Origin of the sequence: Streptomyces sp. NPDC001381 (assembly GCF_042895685.1) — a bacterium.
Lineage (GTDB): Bacteria > Actinomycetota > Actinomycetes > Streptomycetales > Streptomycetaceae > Streptomyces.
In genome coordinates this window covers 106,314-128,442 of record NZ_JBIAWO010000005.1, presented here as the reverse complement: position 1 = coordinate 128,442, position 22,129 = coordinate 106,314, and the positions used below count along the sequence as shown (strand labels likewise).

The following is a 22,129-nucleotide window of genomic DNA, read 5'->3' as shown; positions in this document are numbered from 1 at the left end:
TCAGGGCGGGTCGGTGTCGGTGACCACCAGCAGGAGCTGTATCTCGTCGTCCGGGTCGAGGTCGGCGACGCCCAGGGCCACCCAGCGGCCCTCCTCCGCCACCTGCCAGAGGTACACGTCTCCCACGCGCAGGCTCAACTCGGCCCAGGGCTCGGGTATCTCCTCGGTCCCGGTCCGCAGCCGGACCGTCTGCAGTCCCAGGTGATACGGCGTCCCCCATCTCCGCGTCAGCGTCCCGGCCAGCTCCTCCTTCTCCTCGTGGAACCGCTCCGCCCCGGCGAGACGCACCGCCGCGTCCGCCACCGCGAGGCCGTGACTGGTCACCAAGGCCGCCGTGCGGTGACCGGGCCCGAGGTACCTGTCGATGTCCATGAGATCCAGTAAACCCGCCGTCACTGACAATTGGCGGGCCGTCAGCGGTCATCCGGCTCAGGCGTCCCGGCGCGCGAGCCGCCAGGCGCCCGCCGCCAGCGCGAGCGCCGTCCACACGGCGGTCACCGCGAGCCCCGTCCACGGTCCCAGCACACCGTCCCAACTGCTGTGCAGCACCACCTGCCCGGCCCGGTCGGGCAGGAAGTCGGCGGCGTTGCCGGACAAGTCGCCGACCACGAACGACACGATCAGCAGGAAGGGGATGAGGATGCCGAGCGTGGCCGCTCCGCTGCGCAGAACCGTCGTCAGACCGGCGGCCAGCAGGGTCATCAGGGTCAGGTAGACGGCGCAGCCGGCCGCCCCGCGCAGTCCCTCGGCCGTGCCGGGGGCGTCCGCCCCCTCCCCCAGCACCGTGCTGCCCACGGCCCAGGTCGCGAGCCCCGTGACCAGCCCGACGGCCAGCACCGGCAGGGCGATCGCCGTCAGCTTGGCGGCGAACCAGCGGGCCCGGTCCGGGACCGCGGCCAGCGACAGGCGAAGGGCGCCGCCCTGGAACTCGGCGGCGACGGCCGTCGTCCCGAAGGCGACCGCCGCGATCTGGCCGAAGCCGACCCCGAAGAAGACGGAGAAGAGAGGGTCGGCGTCGTCGCCGCCGGAGTCGGCACCGGCCAGCGCCGAGAAGGCGACCGTGGCGAGCAGGACCGCGCCCAGGCAGCCGATCTGCGACCGCAGCGTCCGGATCTTGATCCACTCGGCGTGGAGTGCGGGGGTGGGAACCGGGGTGCGCACGGTCAGGCCTCCTGATACGGCTGGGCCGCGAACTCGGCGTCGGCGGCGGTGAGATCGAGGTAGGCCTCCTCCAGCGTGCCTTCCTCGGTGGTCAGTTCGAGCAGGGGGACGCCGGCGGCCGCGACGAGCGGGCCGATGTCGTCCACGCGCGCGGAGGACACGCTCCAGTACCCGTCGGGGTGTTCCACGGCGTCGTGGCCGTGCCGGGCGAGAGCGCTCCGCAGGGCGGTGGGGTCGGTCGTACGGATGCGGACGCGCGGGCGCACGCGCTCGTCGATGAAGTCCCGCGTCGGGGTGTCGGCCAGCAGCCGGCCCCGGCCGAGGACGACGAGGTGGTCGGCGAAGGACGCGGTCTCGTTCATGAGATGGCTGGAGACCAGCACGGTGCGCCCTTCGGCGGCGAGCCCGCGCAGCAGCCCGCGGATCCAGACGATGCCTTCGGGGTCGAGGCCGTTGGACGGCTCGTCGAGCAGGACCACCTCGGGGTCGCCGAGCAGGGCGGCGGCGATGCCGAGCCGCTGGCGCATGCCGAGGGAGTACGTCTTCACCCGGCGGCGGCCGGCGGGGCCGAGCCCGGTCTCCTCCAGCACCTCGTCGGCGCGGCGGGCGGGGATGCGGTTGCTCGCGGCGAGGGCCAGAAGGTGGTCGCGGCCGGTCCGGGAGCCGTGCGCGGCCTGTGCGTCGAGCAGGGCGCCGACCCGGCGGAGCGGCTCGGGGAGGGTGACGTAGGGGCGGCCGTCGAGGGTGGCGGTGCCGGAGGTCGGCCGGTCGAGACCGAGGACGAGGCGCAGGGTGGTCGACTTGCCGGCGCCGTTGGGGCCGAGGAAGCCGGTGACACGGCCCGGCACGACGCGGAAGGTCAGGCGGTCCACGGCCCGCCGGGGGCCGTACTCCTTGGTGAGGTCGTGGACGTCGATGCTGGTCATGGCCCCGACTCTGGCGGTCCGCAGGGGGGTTGGTCCTCCCCCGCCCGGGGAGGGCGTCTCCCCCGCCCGGGGGAGGCCGTTGTCAGTGGCGCCTGTCACGATGTGCGCATGGGCCGCTACCTGCGCCCGCTGCTGCGGGGGACGACATACACACGACTGCTGCACCTGTGGGTGCCGCTGCTCCTGCAGAGCGTGTGGATGTTCATCGACATGTCGAAGCCGTGGGTGCCCGCGCTGCTCCTGGTGCCGGTCGGGCTCATCCCGGGGGTGCGGACGGGAGAAGGGGTTCAGGCGCGGCTGCTGCTTCTGCCGGGGGAGGCCGATCCCGGGTTCTCGGTGGCGCCGTCGGCGAACCGCCGGGACCGGCTGCGGACCGTGCTGTGGCTGGAGGTGCGGATGGTCCTGGGGGCGGCCGTCGGATACTCCTGCGTGTGGCTGCCGGTCACCGCGCTGGTGCTGGCCGATCTCGCGCGCGGGCACGTGCCGGACGACATACCGGTCCTCGACGCGGTCACGCCGCACTGGTGGTACGCGCTGCTGGCGCCCCTCCCCCTGCTCGTGCTGTACGGCGTCGTCGTCGGGCTGGGCGAGCTGGTCACCGTCGCGGCACGCGCGCTGCTCGGGCCGTCCGCCGCGGAACGGCTCGCCGCGCTGGAGGAGCGCAACCGCGTCGCCCGTGAGCTGCACGACTCCATCGGGCACGCGCTGACGGTGGCGGTGGTGCAGGCGGGCGCGGCGCGGGCGGCGGGCGACGCGGAGTTCACCGGCCGGGCACTGGCGGCCATCGAGGACACCGGCCGGGCCGCGCTCGCGGACCTGGAGCGGGTGCTGGGTGTGCTGCGCGAGTCGGAGCGTCCGGTCAGTGCCCGGCCGACGCTCGCCGAGGCCGACGGGCTGCTGGAGTCCGCGCGGGCGTCCGGCGCGAAGGTCGACGCCGAGGTGACCGGCCCGCTGGAGACGGTGCCGGGGCCGGTGTCCCGCGAGGGATACCGCATCCTCCAGGAAGCGCTGACCAATGTGCTGCGGCACGCGGGCGACGTACCGGTCAGGGTCCGCGTCGGCGTCTCCGGCGGCCGGCTGAGCCTGGAGGTGCGCAATCCGCTGCCGGCCCGGACACCCGGCCCCGGGCGGGGCAGCGGGCTGCGCGGGATACGCGAGCGCGCGGCGCTGCTCGGGGGACACGCCTCGACCGGGCCGGACGCCGGAGACTGGCAGGTCCGTGCCGAGCTGCCGCTGAGTTGATCTACGCTGGCCCCATGCCGGTGACCGTGCTCCTCGTCGACGACGAGCCTTTGGTGCGTGCGGGGTTGCGGGCCGTGCTGGAGGCACAGGGCGACATCGAGGTCGTGGGGGAGGCGGCGGACGGGGCCGCGGTGATCCCGCTGGTGCGGCGGCTGCGGCCGGACGTGGTCGCCATGGACGTCCGCATGCCGCTGATGGACGGCATCGAGGCGACCCGCGCGGTGCTGCGCACGGTGGAGGGGCCGCCGAAGATCCTGGTGGTGACCACCTTCGAGAACGACGAGTACGTGTACGAGGCGCTGCGGGCGGGCGCGGACGGGTTTCTGCTGAAGCGGGCGAGGCCCGCCGAGATCGTGCACGCGGTACGGCTGGTGGCGGAGGGCGAGTCGCTGCTGTTCCCGGCGTCGGTGCGGCGGCTGGCCGCCGAGTACGGCGAGCCGGGCGGCAACCGCGCGGCCCGGGACACGCTGGAGCGGGCCCGGCTGACCGAGCGGGAGGCCGAGGTGCTGCGGCTGATGGCGCGCGGGCTGGCCAACGCGGAGATCGCCGCGCGCCTCGTCGTGGGCACGGAGACGGTGAAGTCGCATGTGAGCGCGGTGCTGGCGAAGCTGGGGGCGCGGGACCGCACCCAGGCGGTGATCACGGCGTACGAGTCGGGGTTCGTTGCACCGGGTTGAGACGGTGTGTGACGGCATCGGTACGGATACCGCTCTCGCCCGGCTCCTCCCCGCCGAGTACGATCCGCCCAACACGCGCACGAGCTGGGAGGACGGACGTTGGGGCGGCTGACCGGCGGGGATCCCTCGCTGCTGCGAAGGATCAACTCCGCGGTGGTGCTGCACGCGCTGCGTGCCGCGGACTGCGCGACGCTCACGGAGATCACACGGGTGACCGGGCTGTCCCGGCCGACCGTCGAGGGGGTCGTGGAGGACCTCATCGGGGCGGGGCTCGTCGTCGAGAAGGCGGCCGACGACAGTGTCGCCCGGCGGCAGGGGCGGCCGGCGCGGCGTTTCCGGTTCCGTGCGGAGGCCGGGCATCTGCTGGGCCTGGAGATCGGCTCGCACCGGGTGGCCGCGCTGCTCGCCGACCTGGACGGGCGGCTGCTGGGCTCGCAGGCCAAGGACGTCGACCAGACGGTCCCGGCGGACGAGCGGCTGGAACGGCTGCGCACGGCGGTCGCCGAACTGCTGCGCCGGGCGGGCGTGCCCCGCGACTCCCTGCGGGCGGTGGGGGTCGCCACCCCCGGCATCGTCGACGCGGACGGGACCGTGCGGCTGGGCACGGCCCTGCCGGAGTGGACCGGGTTGCGGCTGGGCGAGCGGCTGAGCCGCTCCTTCAAGTGTCCCGTGCTGGTGGAGAACGACGCCAACGCGGCGGCCGTGGCCGAGCACTGGAAGGGGTCGGCCACCGAGTCCGACGACGTCGTCTTCGTGCTGGCGGGGCTGAGTCCGGGTGCCGGGTCGCTGATCGGCGGGCGGCTGCACCGGGGGTACGGCGGGGCGGCCGGTGAGATCGGGGCACTGCATCTGCTGGGCCGGGAGGTGACGCCGGAGACCCTGCTGTCCACGACGGACGAACCGCTGCATCCGCTGGACGAGCAGGCGGTGGCGAAGGTGTTCGCGCAGGCACGCGACGGCGACCGGCGGGCGCGGGCCGCCGTGGACCGCTTCATCCAGCGGCTCGTCCACGACGTGGCCGCGCTGGTGCTGGCCCTCGACCCGGAGCTGGTGGTCGTCGGCGGGTGGGCGGCCGGCATCGACGGCGTACTGGAGCCGCTGCGGCGGGAGTTGGCGCGCTACTGTCTGCGGCCGCCGAAGGTGGCGCTGTCGATGCTCGGTGAGGCGGCGGTGGCCACCGGGGCGCTGCGGCTGGCGCTGGACCATGTGGAGGAGCAACTGTTCGCGGTGGAGGGGACGGTGACGGCCCGTCGGTGACGGTCCGGATCACCACTCGGCCGCGAAGCACCGCGCCCCGGAGGCGTTTCCGGGGCGCGGGCGAGGTGTCCGTCCGCCGGGTGCGTTCAGGGAGCCCGCCGCACGCGTGCGGGGGACGGACGTGGCGGTCAGGACGCCCGGCGTTCCGGGCCGTGGTGTATCTCGACTCCGCCCGAGGCGCCGAACGTCAGGCGGCACGTGTCAGCGCGATACGTGGCGACGGAGAGGGCGGCGGTGCGGCCGCCGGCGAAGAAGCGGGTGGTGACGACGAGGACGGGGGCGCCGGGCAGCCGATCGAGTTCCCTGGCGTCGTCCGCGCGGGCCGAGCCGAGCTCCACGGAGCGGTCCTGGCCCTGCAGTTCGAGGCGCTGCAGTTCGCGCAGCACGGCCCGGGCGCGGGCCGCCTCGGACGGGGTGTCGATCCCGGTCAGGTCGGGCACCGACGCCTGCGGGACGTAGAGGAGTTCGGCGGCGACGGGCTGGCCGTGGGAGACCCGGGAGCGGCGCACGACGTGCGCGGCTTCCTCGCGCGGGATCTCCAGGGCGGTGGCGACGGCGGCAGGCGGGACCGTGAGCGCGCAGTCGACGCACTGCCAGGCGTCGTCACCGCCGCCCGGCCACGCCTGTCGTTCGGTGCCGACGGCGACGCCCATCCGGGGCGGCGCGACGGTCGTGCCGACCCCGCGGCGGCGCTGCAGCCGGCCCTCCAGTTCCAGCTGTTCCAGGGCCTGGCGGAGTGTCGCCCGGGCGACGCCGAAGCGGGCGGCCAGCTCGCGCTCGTTCGGCAGGATCTCGCCGACGGTGAACTCGGAGTCGAGCGCCTCGCTCAGTACGGTCTTGAGATGCCAGTACTTCGGTTCCGGTACCGATTCCAGTTGCGTGGTCCCCACCCTGTCCTCCGCAATCGCCATGGTCCGGCGGCGTATTTCGCGCCCTTGTTTATTAAAGGTTGTTGTACTTCTCTGCGACCATAGGGCGGCCCCCACCCTTGGTCAAGACCAATCCTCGATCCCCCGGACGGCCGACGGGGGCCCGGCGGGAAAGCGTTCACGAGGCGTTCGTACGGGCCCGTGCTCGCGCGGCCGGCGCGGCCGGACGCCGTCCGGGGGTGTCCGGCGCCGTCCGGGCGGAATCGACGCCTTCGGCACACAATGACCGTGTCGGAATGATCCGCGGAACGGGAGGTCGCCATGCGGTACGCCGTGCTGGGCACGGGCCAGGTCGGTCGCACGCTGGGCGGAAAGCTGGTGGCCCTGGGGCACGAGGTGACGCTGGGCTCGCGTACGAAGGACAATCCGGTGGCTCTGGAGTGGGCCGCGGACAGCGGCGGAGGCGCCGGTACGTTCGCGGAGGCGGCCTCCTTCGGCGAGGTGGTGGTGAACGCGGTGCCCGGGCGGGTGGCGCTCACCGCGCTGGAGGCGGCCGGGGCGGCCAACCTCGCCGGAAAGGTCCTGGTGGACGTCTCCAACCCGCTGGCGTTCGAGAACGGCGAGGCGCGGCTGTCGCCCGTCGAGTCGGACAGCGTCGGCGAGCAGATCCAGCGGGCGTTCCCGGACGCGCGCGTGGTGAAGTCGCTGAACACGGTCAACTGCGCGGTGATGGTGGATCCCGCGCGCGTGCCGGGCGGCCACCAGCTCTTCGTGTGCGGGGAGGACGCGGACGCCAAGGCGCGGGTCACGGCGATGCTGGGCGAGTTCGGCTGGCCCGCGGACCGGGTGCTCGACCTGGGCGGCATCCGGGCGGCGCGGAGTGTGGAGATGTGGCTGCCGCTGTGGCTGGACCTGATGCGCCACTTCGGGCACGCGGACTTCAACCTGGAGCTGCGCACGTCTCGTTGAGCCCGGCCAGGCTGCGGCACCCGAGGGGCTACCCGTCGGTAGCAATTGCTGACAAGCTGTCTACGGCGTCCGCCGGTCCGTACAGACGAGGAGCTCCCCCATGCCCGCCACCGCCTCCTTCCCGGTCCCCACACCCAGTGGCCCGCAGCCGGTGACCGTCTCCTACGAGCGGACGGGCCGCGGCGAACCGCTGCTCCTGCTGCACGGGATCGGGCATCACCGCCAGGCCTGGGACCCGGTGGTGGACATCCTCGCCGCCGAGCGCGACGTCATCGCCGTGGACCTCCCCGGCTTCGGCGTCTCCCCCGCGCTGCCGGACGGGCTCGCCTACGACCTGCCCACGACGACCTCCGTGTTCGCCGCGTTCTGCGAGGCGCTGGAACTCGAACGGCCGCATGTGGCGGGCAACTCCCTCGGCGGCCTGCTCGCCCTGGAACTCGGCCGCGAGAAGCTCGTACGGTCCGTCACCGCGCTGTCCCCCGCCGGGTTCTGGTCGGAGGCCGAGCGGCGGTACGCCTTCGGCGTCCTGCTGTCGATGCGGCACCTCTCCCGCCGGATGCCGCTCCCCCTCGTCGAGCGGCTGGCCCGCACGGCGGCCGGCCGCACGGCCCTCACCAGCACGATCTACGCCCGCCCCGCCCGCCGCTCACCCGAGGCCGTGGTCGCCGAGACGCTCGCGCTGGCCCAGGCCACCGGGTTCGACCAGACGCTGCGGGCGGGCACGAGCGTCCGGTTCACCGACGACATCCCCGGCATCCCGGTCACCGTCGGCTGGGGCACCCGGGACTGGCTGCTCGTCCGCCGCCAGGGCGTCCGCGCCAAGCAGATCATCCCCGCCGCCCGTCTGGTCCGGCTCCCCGGCTGCGGCCACTGCCCCATGAACGACGACCCGGCCCTGGTCGCCCGGCTGATCCTCGACGGCAGCCGCTGAGCCGTCCGGGTGGGGCGCCGCGGCATCCGGACCGCCCCGCCGAGACGCCCACGGCGCCCCCGTGCCCGACCAGGGCGCTGCCGGCCGCCCGGGCCGGCCCGTACCCGCCCGTCGCCGGCCAGAGGTGCGGTGCAGGCGGCGACGGGGGCGAGGCCGGAGAAGAGGGTCGCGCGTTCGGCGCCGATCCGCTGGGGCCCATGTACCAGGGCACGTAGCCGACGACGGTGACGACCGCCGGCTGCCACGGCAGCGCGCCCACCCTGCCCGCGTCCGGCCACCGCAGCCGTGCCGCGCCGTCGAGCAGCGGGCCGGGCACGGCGGACTCCACTGCGGCGAGACCACCCACCGTGGCGGACAGCGGCCGCGGGCCCGGCGGCCGCGGGGCGGGCACGGCCAGGACGGCGAAGCCCAGCTCCCCGGCGAGGCGCGAACGGAGCAGGCGAGGCCCGCACCGTCCGTACGGCCCCGTCACCGTCGACCAGGCGCTGTTCGCCCGCTTCGTGGAGCGCGCCGGCGACGACCGCCTGCCGCGGCGCTGTCGACGGGCCTGCCGGGAGCGCCGGGACGCCCTGGTGGACGCGCCTCGGGAGCACCTCTCGGGCACGCGGGTGTCCGGGTTCGCGACCAGGGTGCATGTCATCGCGGAGCTTCGGGCGGCCCACGGGCCGGGGCGGAGTTCCTTCGGGCGGATGGCGGCGGCCGGTGTGCGGGTGCGCGCGCTGGAGGAGTACGCGCACGCGCGTGGCGGACGCGACAACGGGACCGGGGGGCACGGCGGGGCGGTCCGGCTCGTCCTCGGGTACGCGCAGGTGTCGCCCACGCGGATCCGGACGGCGTACGGCCGATGAGGGAAGTGGCGGGAGCTGACGCGCGTCGGTTCCCCCGCCCCGCGCGGCCAGTTGTTCACTTGCGGTTCGCGTGTGCGCCGCGGTGCACCAGTAGGAGTGACGGTGCACCTCGGCCGGATCCCGCCTCTGGAGGCCCCCCATGACCCACCGTCCGTTTCCCGGGCGCCGCAGCGTCCTGCGCGGCTCGCTGGCCGCTTCCGCGGCCCTGACCCTGCCCGTCGCGGCCGGCGCGGCGCCGGCGCTCGCCCTGTCGGGGCGGCCCCGGGCCGACTGGGGTGTGCAGACGGGGGACGTGACCTCCGACTCCGGGCTGGTGTGGGTGCGTGCGGACCGTCCGGCACGGATGATCGTCGAGACGGCCGCCACCGAGTCGTTCCGGCACGCGCGCCGCTGGTACGGCCCGCTGCTCGGCGCGGGCACGGACTTCACCGGCACGACCGCGCTGCACGGACTGCCGTCGGGCGAGCAGATCCACTACCGCGTGCTGCTGGCCGACCCGGACGACCCGCGCCGCACCGGAGAGCCGGTGACCGGCACCTTCCGCACGGTCCCCGCGGGGCGCCGGCGCGGGGTGCGCTTCCTGTGGTCGGGGGACCTGGCGGGTCAGGGCTGGGGCATCAACCCCGATCTCGGGGGCTACCGCATCTACGACGCGATGGGGAGGCTCGACCCCGACTTCTTCCTCTGCAGCGGCGACACCATCTACGCCGACGGCCCGCTCACGGCGACGCAGGCGCTGCCCGACGGCGGTCTCTGGCGGAACGTCACCACCGAGGAGAAGTCCAAGGTGGCCGAGACGCTCGCGGAGTTCCGCGGCAATTTCCGCTACAACCTGCTGGACGAGAACCTGCGGCGGTTCAACGCCCAGGTGCCGTCGGTCATCCAGTGGGACGACCACGAGGTGCGCAACAACTGGTACCCGGGCGAGGTGATCGCCGCCTCCGACACCCGCTACACGGAGAAGAGCGTCGACGTCCTCGCGGCACGCGCCCGGCGGGCGTTCGGCGAGTACTTCCCGATCTCCACGCTGCGGCCGGGCCGGAAGGAGGGCCGGGTGCACCGGGTGCTGCGGCACGGGCCGCTGCTCGACGTGTTCGTCCTGGACATGCGGACGTACCGCAACGCCAACTCGCCCGACGACGGGACGGTGGACCCGCAGGGCATCCTGGGCCGCGAGCAGCTGGAGTGGCTGAAGCGGGAGCTGGCGCGCTCGCGGGCGGTGTGGAAGGTGATCGCCGCCGACATGCCGCTCGGGCTGGTCGTGCCGGACACCACCGAGGGCAGGGCGAACTTCGAGGCGGTGGCACAGGGCGACCCGGGCGCGCCGCTCGGCCGTGAGCTGCAGATCGCCGAGCTGCTGCGGTTCGTCAAGCACCGGCGGATCACCGGCACGGTGTGGCTGACCGCCGACGTGCACCACACGTCGGCCCAGCACTACCAGCCCTCACGCGCCGCGTTCACCGACTTCGAGCCGTTCTGGGAGTTCGTCTCCGGCCCGCTCAACGCGGGCGCCTTCCCGGCCGCCACGCTCGACGGCACGTTCGGCCCGGAGCGGGTGTTCGTGAAGGCGCCCACCGCCTCCAACGTCTCTCCCGCCGGCGGCTACCAGTTCTTCGGCGAGGTCGACATCGACGGCGACAGCGGCGAGCTCACGGTCCGGCTGCGCGAGCAGGACGGCACCGTGCTGTTCACGCAGGTCCTGCAGCCGGGGCGGGTGGGGCAGTGAGAGCGGGGCCGCACGGGCGGGGCAGCAGTCGTAGAAGAATTAACAAAAGGGACATTGGGAACCTTTACCCATCAGTCACAAAGCGTTCGTGATCACGCAACACCATTCCTCCACAGTGGCTGCATGACTCGAGACATGTTTGACGTGACGCGTGCGAAACACGGACGCCCCGTGCACCACTGGCGGCGGGACGTCGTGGAACTCGCCGCCGTCTTCACGGCCGTCGCCGTGGCCGACGTGGTGGCGAACCTGGTGGGACACGGGCCCGACGGTCCCGCGCTGCTGGCGTTCTCCGCGGCCGCGCTGGTCGCCACGGCCGGGTTCCACACCTGGTGGGCGAGGCGTCACGGCCACGCACCGCCGGTGAGCGATACCGATACCGGTGCCCGGCCGTCCTCTGCGGAGGAGCAGGCCGGGCCCGCCGTCGGCGGCGCGGAGAGCACCCTGTGGCGGATGCGGACGACGGTGAAGGACGCGCCGGGATCACTGGCCGCGCTGTGCACGGCGCTGGCCGGACACGGGGTGGACATCCTGAGCCTGCAGACGCATCCGCTGGGCGAGGACACGGTGGACGAGTTCCTGCTGCGCGCCCCGGGGGCGCTCGCGGCGGCCGACATCACCCGCGCGGTGGCCCGGGCGGGCGGCAGCGGCACCTGGATCGAGCGGGCCGACGCCCACGACCTGGTGGACGCGCCGACCCGGGTCCTCGGCCTCGCCACCCGCACCGCCCTGGACGCGGCGGAACTGCCGCTCGCACTGCGGCAGTTGCTGGGCCGGTGCACGATACGATCACTGCCTGCCAGGCCCGCGGGCGGCGGCCGGGGACCGGCCGACGTGCCCGTCGAAGGGGTGCTGGAGGACACCGTGATGCGCCTGCGGGCGCCGGAAGGCGGAGTGATCACCGTGGAGCGGCCGTACCTGCCGTTCACCCCCACCGAGTTCGCACGCGCGCGTGCCCTGGTCGAGCTGGACGCCCGGCTCGGTCCGCGGATCCCCCGCAGCCAGGACGTGCTGACGCTGCCCGAGGGCAACGACATCACCGTGCGCCGGGCCGACACCGGTGACCTGGAGGCCGCCAGGGCGATGCACGAGCGCTGCTCGGCCCGCACGCTCGGCATGCGGTACCACGGGCCGGTCGGCGACGCCGACCGCTACCTCAACCACCTGCTCAGTCCCCGCTTCGGCCGCACGCTCGCCGTGCAGACGCCGTCGGGCCGCGTCGTCGGCCTCGGTCACCTCCTGTGGGACGGCGACGAGACCGAGGTCGCGCTGCTCGTCGAGGACCAGTGGCAGCGGCGCGGCATCGGCCGGGAACTGCTCGGCCGACTGGTCGCGATGGCCGTCGAAGCGGGGTGCGAGAGTGTCTACGCGGTGACGCAGTCGTCCAACACCGGCATGGTCGCCGCGATGCGCGGTCTCGGACTGCCCCTGGACTACCAGATCGAGGAGGGGACGCTCGTGATCACCGCTCGACTGGACTCGGCGGAGCGCGGGGCGGTCGGGGGATCGCTGTCCCGCTCCGCCGAGCCGGGGAACGCCTAGGCTGCCGGGCCGCCGGCGGCTGCGGTCTCGTACGGCCGCTCGCCCCGTTCACCGAGCCGCTCGGGGGGTGCGCAAGCGCCCCCCAGAGCGCCGTCCAGGTCCCGCCACAGGTCCTCGACGTCCTCCAGCCCCACCGACAGCCGCAGCAGCCGGTCGCTCACCCCGGCGCCCCGGCGCTCGTCGGCGTCCACGATGCGGTGGCTGATGGACGCCGGGTGCTGGATCAGGGTGTCGACGCTGCCGAGGCTCACCGCCGGGGTGACCAGGCGGACCCCCGCGATCACCTCGTGCGGATCGCCGGACACCTCGAACGCGATCATCGCGCCGCCCAGGCGCGGATAGTGGACGCGGGTGACACGCGGGTCGGCGGCGAGGCGGCGGGCCAGTTCGGCGGCGGTCGCGGAGGCGGCCCGGACCCGCACCGGCAGGGTGGACAGGCCGCGCAGCAGCAGATAGCCGGCCAGCGGGTGCAGCACACCGCCGGTGGCGAACCGTATCTGCCGCAGCCGGCCCGCGAACTCCTCGTCGCAGGCGACCACACCGGCCAGCACGTCGCCGTGCCCGCCGAGGTACTTGGTGGCGCTGTGCAGGACGAGCCGCGCACCGTGTTCGGCGGGCCGTTGCAGCACGGGCGTGGCGAAGGTGTTGTCGGCGAGCAGCGGGACCGTGCCGCAGGCGTGGGCGACGGCCCGCAGATCGACCTCGGCGAGGGTCGGGTTGGCCGGTGACTCGACCATCACCAGACCGGTGTCGGGGCGCAGCGCGTCCGCGATCCCGGCCGGGTCGGTCCAGGTGACCTCCGAGCCGAGCAGGCCGGCGGTCAGCAGATGGTCGCTGCAGCCGTAGAGGGGGCGTACGGCCACCACGTGGCGCAGGCCCGTCGCGGCACGCGCGAGCAGCACGGCGCTCAGCGCGGCCATCCCGCTGGCGAAAGCGACGGCGCTCTCGGTGCCCTCCAGGCGGGCGAGGGCCGTCTCGAAGCGGGCGACGGTCGGGTTGCCCAGCCGTCCGTAGACCGGCGGGCCCTGCGGCTCCGCGCCCGTCGCGGCGAACGCGTCGATGCGGGCTGCCTCGGCGCGGCTGTCGTAGGAGGGGTAGGTGGTGGACAGGTCGATCGGCGGGGCGTGCAGGCCCTGCCGGGCCAGGTCGTCCCGCCCGGCGTGCACGGCCTCGGTGGCCAGTGCGCGGGGTGCCGGGGACGTGCGTACGTCGTCGTACGGGTGCGCGTGCGTGCTCGCTGCGGCTGAGTCCATGGACCGCAGAGTGAACATCGGACGGGCCACAGGAATCGAACACCGTGCTACGTTCGGCCGATGGCCGAATCTGTCGTACTGGACCCGGTGGATCTCCAGCTGCTGCGGCTGCTGCAGAACGACGCCCGGACGACCTATCGCGATCTCGCGGCGCAGGTCGGGGTGGCGCCCTCGACGTGCCTGGACCGCGTGACGCGGCTGCGCCGCTCGGGCGTGATCCTCGGGCATCAGCTGCGGCTGGATCCGGCCAAGCTGGGGCGGGGCCTGCAGGCGTTGCTGTCGGTGCAGGTCAGGCCGCATCGGCGGGAGCTGGTGGGGCCGTTCGTGGAGCGGATCCGAGCGCTGCCGGAGGCGCTGACCGTCTTCCATCTCACCGGTCCCGACGACTATCTGGTGCATGTCGCGGTCGCCGACATGGCCGATCTCCAGCGGCTGGTCCTCGACGAGTTCACGGCCCGGCGGGAGGTGGCCCGGGTCGAGACCCGGCTGATCTTCCAGCGATGGGACTGCGGGCCGCTGCTGCCGCCCGGGGAAGGGCCCGCGCCCTCGGCTCGAACACCGTGACGACGCGCTCCCCGCCCCGCTCGAACAGCCGTGGCGGGGGTCCGGCGCGCCGCCGGTTCAAACACCCTGACGCGGTCCTACGCCCTCAGCTCAAACGCCGTGACGTGCGCCGTCCCCTCGTACGAGGATGGTGTGCATGTCACATACCAACAACCCGCTTCCCCGTGCGGTCGCCGACGCCTACGTCGACGGCCTCATCGCCCTCGACCCGGTCACCGGTACCTATCTAGGCGTGGCGGAGAGTTCGAGCCGTCTGCCCGACTTCTCGCCCTCCGGTCAGGAGGCGTTCGCCCGGCTCATGCGGGACACCCTGGCGCAGCTCGACGAGGCGGAGCGGCAGCCGGGCGCGGACAGTGACATCGAGCGCCGGTGCGCGCGCCTGCTGCGCGAGCGCCTCACCGCCGCTCTCGCCGTGCACGACGCCGACGAAGGCCTGCGCTCGGTCGGCAACATGGGCACGCCCGCGCACCACGTGCGTGAGGTGTTCACCGTGACGCCCACGCAGACCGACGAGGACTGGGCGGCGGTCGCGGAGCGGCTGCGGGCGGTGCCCGCGGCCCTGGCCGGCTACCGGGAGTCCCTGGCGCTCGGCCTGGAGCGCAAGCTGTACGGCGCGCCGCGCCCGACCGCCACCTTCATCGGCCAGCTCACCGAGTGGTCGGACACGGACGGCTCCGGCCGCGGCTGGTTCGAGGACTTCGTCGCGCCCGGACCGGACGCCCTGCGCGCGGAGCTGGACGAGGCGGCCCGTACGGCGACGGCGGCGGTCGTGGAACTGCGGGACTGGATGCATGAGGTGTACGCGCCCACCGTCGAGCACGCGCCGAACACCGTCGGCCGCGAGCGGTACGCCCGCTGGTCGCGTCACTACAACGGCACCGACCTCGACCTGGACGAGGCGTACGCGTACGGCTGGGCGGAGTACCGCCGGCTCCTCGGCGAGATGCGCAAGGAGGCCGAGCGGATCCTGCCGGGCGCCGCGACGCCCTGGGTGGCGCTCGCGCACCTGGACGAGCACGGCAAGCACATCGAGGGCGTCGACGAGGTCCGCGACTGGCTGCAGGGCCTGATGGACCAGGCGATCGAGGCACTGGACGGCACCCACTTCGAGCTCGCCGAGCGGGTACGGCGGGTGGAGTCGCGGATCGCCCCGGCCGGCAGCGCGGCCGCCCCGTACTACACGCCCCCGTCGGAGGACTTCTCGCGGCCGGGCCGCACCTGGCTGCCCACGATGGGCCAGACCCGGTTCCCGGTGTACGACCTCGTCTCGACCTGGTACCACGAGGGCGTCCCGGGCCATCACCTCCAGCTGGCGCAGTGGGCGCACGTCGCGGAGAACCTCTCGCGCTACCAGGCCTCCGTCGGCATGGTCAGCGCCAACGCCGAGGGCTGGGCGCTGTACGCGGAGCGCCTGATGGACGAGCTGGGCTTCCTCACCGATCCGGAGCACCGGCTCGGCTATCTGGACGCGCAGATGATGCGGGCGGTGCGGGTCATCGTGGACATCGGCATGCACCTGGAGCTGGAGATCCCGGCGGACTCGCCGTTCCACCCGGGCGAGCGCTGGACGCCCGAGCTGGCGCAGGAGTTCTTCGGGGCGCACAGCAGCCGCCCGGCGGACTTCGTGGAGAGCGAGCTGACCCGCTACCTGACCATCCCCGGCCAGGCGATCGGCTACAAGCTCGGCGAACGGGCCTGGCTGCTGGGCCGCGAGAAGGCCCGTGAGCGCCACGGTGCCGCCTTCGACCTCAAGTCCTGGCACATGGCGGCCCTTTCGCAGGGGTCCTTGGGCCTCGACGACCTGGTGGACGAGCTGGCGCGGCTCTGACCCGGGCGGGGCGGGCCCCGGAGACGCGCGGTCGCCGGGACGAGCGTGGCGGGCCGCGGGAAATTCGCTGTCGCCGGGGCCCGCCGCTGCGCCACCCTCGTCTCCCATGACGATCGCCCGGACCCTGTTCCTGTCCCCGCGGGTCACCGCGACCGGCCACGCCCTCGCGGGCGCGGCGCGGCGGCGCGGGGCGCGGGTGGAGACGCTGCACGACTGGCGGGTGCCGGACGGGTGGCGGGTGGCCGAAGGTGCTTCGTTGTACGCCGGTCCGCTGTTCGCGGACGCGGTCGCACGGGAGCTGGGCGTCGGACTGCTGGAGGCGCCGGGGGACTGGCTGGCCCGGCTGCCGCACGAACTCACCTTGCGGGACGTGGAGTTCACCACGATCGAGGAGGCACGGACGCTGCGCCGCCCCGCGTTCGTGAAGCCGCCGAACGACAAGAGCTTCCCGGCCCGCGTCTATCCGGACGGCAGCGGGCTGCCGGGGTCCGACGCGGTCGAGGGCTCGGAGCCCGTGCTGGTCAGCGACATCGTGGCGTTCGCCGTGGAGTACCGCCTGTTCCTGCTGGACGGCGAGGTGCGCACGGGCAGCCGGTACACGACCCGGGGCGCCCTGGACGTCGTCCCGCTGGCGGACGACCCGCGGCGCGCGGAGGTGGCGGCCTTCGCGGAGCGGCTGGCGGGGACGGGGCTGCCGAGCGCGATCGTGGTGGACGTGGGCCTGGTCGACGGCTCGGGCTGGGCCGTGGTGGAGGCCAACGCCGCCTGGGCCAGCGGTCATTACGCGTGCGACGCGGACGCGGCGCTGGACGTCGTGCTGTGCGCGGCCCGCCCCGAGGGGGAGTTCGGGGAGGCGGAGCGCCGCTTCCTGCGGCCGGTCCCGGAGGTCGTACGCGACCGACGCGGCACGTGAGCGGTCAGCAGCCGCAGTTCGCCGCGTCCACGGGAGCGGTGAGCGGATCGGCGTCGCGCCGCTCGCTGCCCTCCCAGGTCTCGTAGGCGAAGCCCTCGCGCACCCAGTACTCGAAGCCGCCGAGCATCTCCTTGACCCGGTAGCCGAGTTCGGCGAGCGCGAGGGCGGAGCGGGTGGCGCCGTTGCAGCCGGGGCCCCAGCAGTACGTCACCACCGGCACGTTCCTGTCGAGGAGCTGCTCCGCCTGCTCGGGGACGAGCGCGGTGGGCAGATGGACGGCGCCGGGGAGGTGACCCTGGTCCCAGGCCTCGGTGGAGCGGGAGTCCAGGACGACGAACCCGGGGTCGCCGCCGGCCGCCGCGTCGAGGGCGGCCGCCACGTCGGAGACGTCGGCGTGGAAGGCGAGGGAGGCGCGGAAGTGGGCGGCGGCCTCGGTGGGGGCGGCGGGGGCGACACGCAGGACGGGGTTCACGGTGGCGGTCATCGCAGGGCCTCTCTGTGGCGGGTTCCCGATGACCAGAAATCTACGGTCGGCGATCACCTGCCTGAAGGGGCGTTCCCCGGCGAGAGGGTTGCTCCGCCGGGGATTCCCCTGCTATCCCTCGCTCATGACCGCGTATTCCCCGGACGCCACCGACTGGCGCATCCTCGAGGTCCTCCAGCGCGAGGGCCGGGCCAGCTTCGCCGATCTGGCGCGAGCCGTGTCGATGTCCCCGAGCGCCGTGACCGAGCGGGTGCGGCGGCTGGAGGAGGCGGGCGTCATCCGGGGGTACGCGGCCGTCGTGGACCCCGAGCGGCTGGGGCTGCCGATCCTGGCGTTCGTACGGCTGCGCTACCCCAACGGCCACTACAAGCCGTTCCACGACCTCGTGGCGGTCACCCCCGAGATCCTGGAGGCGCACCACGTCACGGGCGACGACTGCTTCGTGATCAAGGTGGCCGCCCGTTCGATGCGGCACCTGGAAGAGGTGTCCGGAAAGATCGGCGCGCTCGGGTCGGTGACGACCAGCGTCGTCTACTCCTCGCCACTCCCCCGGCGCCCGCTGGGCCGGTAGCCCCGCTGCCGCACCACCGACCCCGCGCGGCCCTTCACGACCTCCAGCTGGGCGTGGACGCGCCGGCGCAGGTCGGCGACGTGGCTGACGATGCCCACGCTGCGGTCGCGTTCCCGCAGGGAGTCCAGGACGTCCAGCACCTCGTCGAGGGTCTGGTCGTCCAGGCTGCCGAACCCCTCGTCGATGAAGAGGGTGTCCAGGCGCACCCCGCCCGCCTCGTCGGTGACCACGTCGGCGAGGCCGAGGGCGAGGGCGAGCGAGGCGAAGAAGGTCTCGCCGCCCGAGAGGGTGGCGGTGTCCCGCTCCCGTCCGGTCCAGGCGTCGACGACGTGCAGGCCCAGCCCGCTGCGGCCGCGTCCGGCCCGGTCGTCGGAGTGGACGAGGGTGTAGCGCCCGGACGACATCCGCTGCAGCCGTGCGGTCGCGGCGGCGGCCACCTGCTCCAGACGGGCCGCGAGGACGTACGCCTCCAGGCGCATCCTGCGCTCGTTGTCGGCCGAGGTGCCCGCGGTGAGACCGGCCATGCGGGCCACCCGGTCGTACTCCTCGCGCAGGGGCGCGAGCCGCCGTACTCCCTCGGCCGTGCGGGCGGAGAGGCGGTCCAGTTCCGCGCAGCGCCGTGCGGCCGCGTCGCGCGCGGAGGCGGCGTCGCGCAGCCGCCGGGCCGCGGCGGCCGCTTCGTCCTGCGCCCTCGTGAGGTCGGCGGGCGGCTGCTGGGCGGCGGCCGCGGTGTCGGCCTCGGCGAGCACGGCGCGGACCGCGGCCTCCTCGGACTGCCGTGCGTCCAGGCGCCGTTGCAGCTCGCGGTGGGCGTCGGCGTCGAGGAGGGCGTCGGCGGCGGCCTGCGGGGTGTCGAAGCCGGCCCGGAACGCGGCGTCGGCGAGCCGGGCGTCGGCGTCCTTGAGCCGCTGAGCGGTCTCCTCGGCGGCCCGCGCGGCGTCCGCGGCCTCGGTGAGCAGCGCGACCCGCCGCTCCAGCTGGGCGGCACGGGCCGCCACACTGTCGGCCGCGCCCCGTGCCTGCGCCAACTCCGCTTCCAGTGAGGTCCGTTCACGGTCCAGGGCGTCCCGTCGCGCGACCCGCGAGGCGGCGCGTACGGCGGCCTCCTGCTGATCGCGGACGCGCCGGTCGCGTTCCTGCTCGGCCTGCCGCAGCTTGTCGTGCGCGTCCCGCAGAGTCGAGGCGCCGCTGCGAGCCCGGTCGTACTCCCGCTCCAGCTCCTCTACAAGCGAGGCAAGTTGTTCGGTGGGCGCGTCACCGGCCTCGCCCTCGGCGACGGCCAGCTCGCGCTGGACGAGGCCCAGGCTCCGCTCGGCCTCGGCGCGCTCCTCGTCGGCCCGCTGGAACGCGGCCAGCGCCCGCTCCTCGGTCTCCCGGCCGACGTGCCCGGCGTCCTTGCGCGCGGGTGCCGGGTGCTCGACGGCACCGCAGACCGCGCAGGGTTCGCCGTCGGTGAGCCGCGCGGCGAGTTCGGCGGCGATGCCGTTCAGCCGCCGCTCCTTGACGTCCAGCCATGCGGCGCGGGCCTGCTGGGCGCGCTCGGTGGCGGTGAGCACATGCCGGTGTGCGTCGTCCGCGCTCCGGGCGAGCCGGTCCCGCTGACGGGCGGCGGCGAGCCGCTTGCGGGCGGGTTCCCGCTGCACGGCGAGCCGTTCGGCCCGGGTGGCGTCCTCCTGGGCGGACTCGACGGCGCTCAGGAGGCCGGTACGGGTCTCCTCCCAGCCGGCGAGCCATGCCCCGGCCTCCTGGAGGACGTCCGCGTCGGCCCGCTCCTGCCGGTCCAGACCGGCACGCTCCGCGAGGAGTCCGGCCAGCCGCCGCTCGGCCCGGCGGGCCGACTCCAGACCGCCGAGCTCCTCCGCCGCCCGACGGGCGGCGGCGGCGAGTCCGGCAGCACCGGCGTCCGCGAGCGCGGCAGCGTCGGCGAGGCCGGCAGAGTCGGCCTCGGCTTCCGCGAGCGCATCGCCCGGCAGCGTGGCCCGGGTCCCGCCCGCGCCCCCGCTCCCCGTCCGGGAACCCGCGCCGTCGCCGTCCGTCCGGGAACCCCCGGGTCCGGCCCCGTCGAAGGCCTCCCGCACCAGCGCCCGCGCACGGGCCTCCGCCCGTACCGCCCTGTGGTGTTCCGTCTCGGCCGCCTCGCGCAGCTCCAGCGCGGGGGCCACCGCCTCGGCCTTGCGGGACCGCTCCATGCGTGTCTGGTCCTCGCGGTGGGCCCCGGCACGCTCCTCCAGCCGCCCGGCCCGTTCCCGCGCCTCGGCGAACCGCCGCTGCAGACGCCCGAGTTCGCGTGCGTCGGTCAGCGCCCGCTCGGCGGCCGCCTGGGCGGACTCGGCGGCGGCGAGGCGGCAGTGGGCGATCGTCAGCTGCTCGCGGGCGGTACTGCGGGCCACGGCCGCGGCGGTGACGACGGCCTCGGCGAGGCCCGGCTCGCCCGGCTGGAGCTCGGGCAGCTCCATGGCGTCCCCTGCGGCCTGCTGCATCCGGTGGGCGTCGGCGACGAGGTCGGCGTCGCCCTCCCGCACGCGTGCCTCCGCCTCCCGGCGGCGCTCGGCGAGCCGCTTCTCCACCTCGGCGAACCGCCGGGTGTCGAAGAGGCGGCCCAGCAGCCGGCCGCGTGCCTCGGCGTCGGCGCGCAGGAACCGCGCGAACTCGCCCTGCGGCAGCAGCACGACCTGGCAGAACTGCTCCCGGCTCATGCCGAGGAGCTGGGTGATCTCCTCGCCGATCTCCTGGTGGGACCGGCTGAGGTCCTTCCAGGCGCCTGCGACGGGGTCGTACTCGCGCAGCGAGGTCTGCGCCTTCTCGACCGTCGTGCCCGTGCCGCGCTTCTTGGCGCGCTCGTGCGGCGGCTGCCGGGTGATCTCCAGCCGGCGTCCGGCGACGGTGAGTTCGAGGGTGACCTCGGTGCGGGTGCCGGGGGCCGCGTGGTCGCTGCGCAGGGTGAGCCCCTGGCCCTGGACGTTCTGGCGGGCGCCCGGGACGGAGCCGTAGAGCGCGTAGCAGACCGCGTCGAGGACGGAGGTCTTGCCCGCGCCGGTCGGGCCGTGCAGCAGGAAGAGGCCGGCGGCGGAGAGTTCGTCGAAGTCGATGCTCTGGGAGCCGCCGAAGGGCCCGAAGGCCGTCAGATCGAGCCGGTGCAGCCTCACCGCGCCACCTCCCGCACGGTGTCGTCGGCACGGACGGCGTCGAAGGCGTCCCGCAGCACGCCCCGCTCGCGCTCGTCGGGCCCCGCGCCGCGCACATGGGCGACGAAGTCCTCGGCGATCTCCTGGTCGCTGCGGCCGGCGAGGCGCCTCGCGTAGGAGACGTCCGGGTCGTCCGGGGCCCGCTGGGGGGCGAAGACGAGGCTGAGCGCGTGCGGGAACCGCTCGGTCAGCCGGGCCATGGGGTCGGCGGGGCGGACGGGGTCGGTGAGCGTCGCCTCGACCCAGGCCTCCTCGTGCCGGGCGAGCGCGGGGTCGGCGAGCAGCTCCTCCAGGGTCCCGGAGATCCGGGCCAGCGCGCGCGGCACCGGGCAGTCGATCCGCTCGGCGGTGACGGCCCCTTCCGCGTCGAGGTCGACCAGCCACATGGTCTTGCGGTGGCCGGCCTCGGAGAAGGAGTACGGCAGCGGCGAGCCCGAGTAGCGGACGCGCTCGGTGAGGGCCTGGGAGCCGTGCAGATGCCCCAGGGCCACGTAGTCCACGCCGTCGAAGACGCCCGCGGGCACGGAGGCGACTCCGCCGACGGTGATGTCCCGCTCGCTGTCGCTGGGTTCGCCGCCGGTGACGAAGGCATGGGCGAGGACGACGGACCGGGTTCCGCCCGCGCGGGTCGCGAGGTCGGCGCGCACCCGGTCCATGGCGGCGGCGAGCACGGCCTCGTGGCCGGCCTTCTCCACGCCGAACTCGTCCTTCACCAGGGCGGGTTCGAGGTAGGGCAGACCGTAGAAGGCGACGTCGCCGTGGGGGTCGGCGAGCACCACCGGGGTCCCGGCCGCCGAGGGGTCGGTACGCAGATGGATGCCCGCCCGGCCGATCAGTCCGGCGCCCACGCCGAGCCGGCGGGCGGAGTCGTGGTTGCCGGAGATCATCACCGTCGGCACGCCCAGGTCCGCGAGGCGGTGCAGGGCGTCGTCGAACAGCTCGACCGCGGCCAGCGGCGGCACCGCTCGGTCGTAGACGTCGCCCGACACGACGACCGCGTCCACCTCGCGCTCCCGCACGGTGGTGACGAGATGGCCGATGAAGGCGGCCTGCGCCCCGAGCATGTTCACGCGGTGGAAGGACCGGCCGAGATGCCAGTCGGACGTGTGCAGCAATCTCAAGAAACCGCTCCGACCTACGGGACCAACCGTGAACAGCGACCACGCTAACGCCTTCGGCACCT

General features: G+C 74.5%; 20 protein-coding genes. 12 read left to right on the top strand and 8 right to left on the bottom strand.

Annotated features, from left to right (window positions below):
- From ACFY2L_RS23350 to ACFY2L_RS23340, 3 genes are read right to left on the bottom strand one after another with little or no spacing between them, the layout of a single operon-like run.
- On the bottom strand, positions 1–372 hold the full coding sequence (locus ACFY2L_RS23350; RefSeq protein WP_390657265.1) for a hypothetical protein: 372 nt from the start codon (positions 370–372) through the stop codon (positions 1–3).
- A 57-nt stretch (positions 373–429) separates the two neighbouring features.
- Positions 430–1,161: an ABC transporter permease gene (locus tag ACFY2L_RS23345; protein WP_390823262.1), complete on the bottom strand. Its 732-nt coding sequence runs from the start codon at positions 1,159–1,161 to the stop codon at positions 430–432.
- A 2-nt stretch (positions 1,162–1,163) separates the two neighbouring features.
- The gene (locus tag ACFY2L_RS23340) at positions 1,164–2,087 is read right to left on the bottom strand and encodes an ATP-binding cassette domain-containing protein (RefSeq protein ID WP_390823261.1); all 924 of its coding nucleotides are present in this window, start codon (positions 2,085–2,087) and stop codon (positions 1,164–1,166) included.
- A gap of 108 nt (positions 2,088–2,195) precedes the next feature.
- On the opposite strand from ACFY2L_RS23340, the gene ACFY2L_RS23335 reads away from it, so the two are divergent.
- The 3 genes from ACFY2L_RS23335 (at position 2,196) to ACFY2L_RS23325 (ending at position 5,263) form a co-directional block, all read left to right on the top strand.
- Positions 2,196–3,329, top strand: a complete 1,134-nt coding sequence (locus ACFY2L_RS23335; RefSeq protein WP_390823260.1) for a sensor histidine kinase — start codon at positions 2,196–2,198, stop codon at positions 3,327–3,329.
- A gap of 14 nt (positions 3,330–3,343) precedes the next feature.
- Positions 3,344–4,006, top strand: a complete 663-nt coding sequence (locus tag ACFY2L_RS23330; protein ID WP_390657261.1) for a response regulator — start codon at positions 3,344–3,346, stop codon at positions 4,004–4,006.
- Between the two features lie 99 nt (positions 4,007–4,105).
- Positions 4,106–5,263: an ROK family transcriptional regulator gene (locus tag ACFY2L_RS23325; protein ID WP_390657260.1), complete on the top strand. Its 1,158-nt coding sequence runs from the start codon at positions 4,106–4,108 to the stop codon at positions 5,261–5,263.
- 128 nt (positions 5,264–5,391) lie between these two features.
- Here the strand turns inward: ACFY2L_RS23325 and ACFY2L_RS23320 are convergent, their stop codons facing one another.
- Positions 5,392–6,153, bottom strand: coding sequence for a GntR family transcriptional regulator (locus ACFY2L_RS23320; RefSeq protein WP_390657259.1), 762 nt, complete (start codon positions 6,151–6,153; stop codon positions 5,392–5,394).
- 300 nt (positions 6,154–6,453) lie between these two features.
- Between ACFY2L_RS23320 and ACFY2L_RS23315 the strand changes: the two genes are divergently transcribed.
- The 5 genes from ACFY2L_RS23315 (at position 6,454) to ACFY2L_RS23295 (ending at position 12,148) form a co-directional block, all read left to right on the top strand.
- Positions 6,454–7,101, top strand: a complete 648-nt coding sequence (locus tag ACFY2L_RS23315) for an NADPH-dependent F420 reductase (RefSeq protein WP_390657258.1) — start codon at positions 6,454–6,456, stop codon at positions 7,099–7,101.
- Between the two features lie 100 nt (positions 7,102–7,201).
- A complete protein-coding gene (locus tag ACFY2L_RS23310; RefSeq protein ID WP_390823259.1) occupies positions 7,202–8,032 on the top strand; it encodes an alpha/beta fold hydrolase in 831 nt (276 codons plus the stop codon).
- 224 nt (positions 8,033–8,256) lie between these two features.
- The gene (locus tag ACFY2L_RS23305; protein ID WP_390823258.1) at positions 8,257–8,880 is read left to right on the top strand and encodes a hypothetical protein; all 624 of its coding nucleotides are present in this window, start codon (positions 8,257–8,259) and stop codon (positions 8,878–8,880) included.
- A gap of 139 nt (positions 8,881–9,019) precedes the next feature.
- Positions 9,020–10,606 (top strand): alkaline phosphatase D family protein, encoded by a 1,587-nt coding sequence (locus ACFY2L_RS23300; protein WP_390823257.1) that lies wholly within the window; start codon positions 9,020–9,022, stop codon positions 10,604–10,606.
- Positions 10,607–10,729: 123 nt separating this feature from the next.
- Positions 10,730–12,148, top strand: coding sequence for a GNAT family N-acetyltransferase (locus ACFY2L_RS23295; protein WP_390657254.1), 1,419 nt, complete (start codon positions 10,730–10,732; stop codon positions 12,146–12,148).
- On the opposite strand, the gene ACFY2L_RS23290 is transcribed toward ACFY2L_RS23295, so the two are convergent.
- Entirely contained in the window at positions 12,145–13,419 is a 1,275-nt protein-coding gene (locus ACFY2L_RS23290; protein ID WP_390823256.1) for a trans-sulfuration enzyme family protein, read from the bottom strand. The two genes, ACFY2L_RS23295 and ACFY2L_RS23290, sit on opposite strands and share 4 nt — an antisense overlap.
- A gap of 42 nt (positions 13,420–13,461) precedes the next feature.
- On the opposite strand from ACFY2L_RS23290, the gene ACFY2L_RS23285 reads away from it, so the two are divergent.
- The 3 genes from ACFY2L_RS23285 to ACFY2L_RS23275 all read left to right on the top strand — a co-directional run bounded on the left by ACFY2L_RS23285 (position 13,462) and on the right by ACFY2L_RS23275 (position 16,706).
- A complete protein-coding gene (locus ACFY2L_RS23285) occupies positions 13,462–13,965 on the top strand; it encodes an Lrp/AsnC family transcriptional regulator (protein WP_390657252.1) in 504 nt (167 codons plus the stop codon).
- A 136-nt stretch (positions 13,966–14,101) separates the two neighbouring features.
- The gene (locus tag ACFY2L_RS23280) at positions 14,102–15,793 is read left to right on the top strand and encodes a DUF885 domain-containing protein (RefSeq protein WP_390823255.1); all 1,692 of its coding nucleotides are present in this window, start codon (positions 14,102–14,104) and stop codon (positions 15,791–15,793) included.
- Positions 15,794–15,899: 106 nt separating this feature from the next.
- Positions 15,900–16,706, top strand: coding sequence for an ATP-grasp domain-containing protein (locus ACFY2L_RS23275; protein WP_390823254.1), 807 nt, complete (start codon positions 15,900–15,902; stop codon positions 16,704–16,706).
- Positions 16,707–16,710: 4 nt separating this feature from the next.
- Here ACFY2L_RS23275 and ACFY2L_RS23270 read toward each other — a convergent pair whose 3' ends face one another.
- Positions 16,711–17,190, bottom strand: coding sequence for a rhodanese-like domain-containing protein (locus ACFY2L_RS23270; protein WP_390657249.1), 480 nt, complete (start codon positions 17,188–17,190; stop codon positions 16,711–16,713).
- Between the two features lie 124 nt (positions 17,191–17,314).
- Between ACFY2L_RS23270 and ACFY2L_RS23265 the strand changes: the two genes are divergently transcribed.
- Complete coding sequence (locus ACFY2L_RS23265) at positions 17,315–17,761, top strand: Lrp/AsnC family transcriptional regulator (RefSeq protein WP_390657248.1); 447 nt, start codon at positions 17,315–17,317, stop codon at positions 17,759–17,761.
- On the opposite strand, the gene ACFY2L_RS23260 is transcribed toward ACFY2L_RS23265, so the two are convergent.
- The gene (locus ACFY2L_RS23260; RefSeq protein WP_390657247.1) at positions 17,722–20,907 is read right to left on the bottom strand and encodes an AAA family ATPase; all 3,186 of its coding nucleotides are present in this window, start codon (positions 20,905–20,907) and stop codon (positions 17,722–17,724) included. The genes ACFY2L_RS23265 and ACFY2L_RS23260 overlap by 40 nt on opposite strands.
- Positions 20,904–22,067 carry an exonuclease SbcCD subunit D gene (locus ACFY2L_RS23255; RefSeq protein ID WP_390823253.1) on the bottom strand — a complete coding sequence of 388 codons (1,164 nt, stop codon included), beginning with the start codon at positions 22,065–22,067 and terminating at the stop codon, positions 20,904–20,906. Before ACFY2L_RS23255 ends, ACFY2L_RS23260 begins: the two co-directional genes overlap by 4 nt.
- Between the last annotated feature and the right edge of the window lie 62 nt (positions 22,068–22,129).

Excerpts from the sequence above, each read along its gene's own strand:
- ACFY2L_RS23310 (WP_390823259.1), top strand. The coding sequence starts at position 7,202 with ATGCCCGCCACCGCCTCCTTCCCGGTCCCCACACCCAGTGGCCCGCAG.
- ACFY2L_RS23275 (WP_390823254.1), top strand. The coding sequence starts at position 15,900 with ATGACGATCGCCCGGACCCTGTTCCTGTCCCCGCGGGTCACCGCGACC.
- ACFY2L_RS23340 (WP_390823261.1), bottom strand. The coding sequence starts at position 2,087 with ATGACCAGCATCGACGTCCACGACCTCACCAAGGAGTACGGCCCCCGG.
- ACFY2L_RS23290 (WP_390823256.1), bottom strand. The coding sequence starts at position 13,419 with ATGTTCACTCTGCGGTCCATGGACTCAGCCGCAGCGAGCACGCACGCG.
- ACFY2L_RS23270 (WP_390657249.1), bottom strand. The coding sequence starts at position 17,190 with ATGACCGCCACCGTGAACCCCGTCCTGCGTGTCGCCCCCGCCGCCCCC.
- ACFY2L_RS23330 (WP_390657261.1), top strand. The coding sequence starts at position 3,344 with ATGCCGGTGACCGTGCTCCTCGTCGACGACGAGCCTTTGGTGCGTGCG.
- ACFY2L_RS23300 (WP_390823257.1), top strand. The coding sequence starts at position 9,020 with ATGACCCACCGTCCGTTTCCCGGGCGCCGCAGCGTCCTGCGCGGCTCG.
- ACFY2L_RS23265 (WP_390657248.1), top strand. The coding sequence starts at position 17,315 with ATGACCGCGTATTCCCCGGACGCCACCGACTGGCGCATCCTCGAGGTC.
- ACFY2L_RS23335 (WP_390823260.1), top strand. The coding sequence starts at position 2,196 with ATGGGCCGCTACCTGCGCCCGCTGCTGCGGGGGACGACATACACACGA.
- ACFY2L_RS23295 (WP_390657254.1), top strand. The coding sequence starts at position 10,730 with ATGACTCGAGACATGTTTGACGTGACGCGTGCGAAACACGGACGCCCC.
- ACFY2L_RS23315 (WP_390657258.1), top strand. The coding sequence starts at position 6,454 with ATGCGGTACGCCGTGCTGGGCACGGGCCAGGTCGGTCGCACGCTGGGC.
- ACFY2L_RS23285 (WP_390657252.1), top strand. The coding sequence starts at position 13,462 with ATGGCCGAATCTGTCGTACTGGACCCGGTGGATCTCCAGCTGCTGCGG.
- ACFY2L_RS23280 (WP_390823255.1), top strand. The coding sequence starts at position 14,102 with ATGTCACATACCAACAACCCGCTTCCCCGTGCGGTCGCCGACGCCTAC.
- ACFY2L_RS23350 (WP_390657265.1), bottom strand. The coding sequence starts at position 372 with ATGGACATCGACAGGTACCTCGGGCCCGGTCACCGCACGGCGGCCTTG.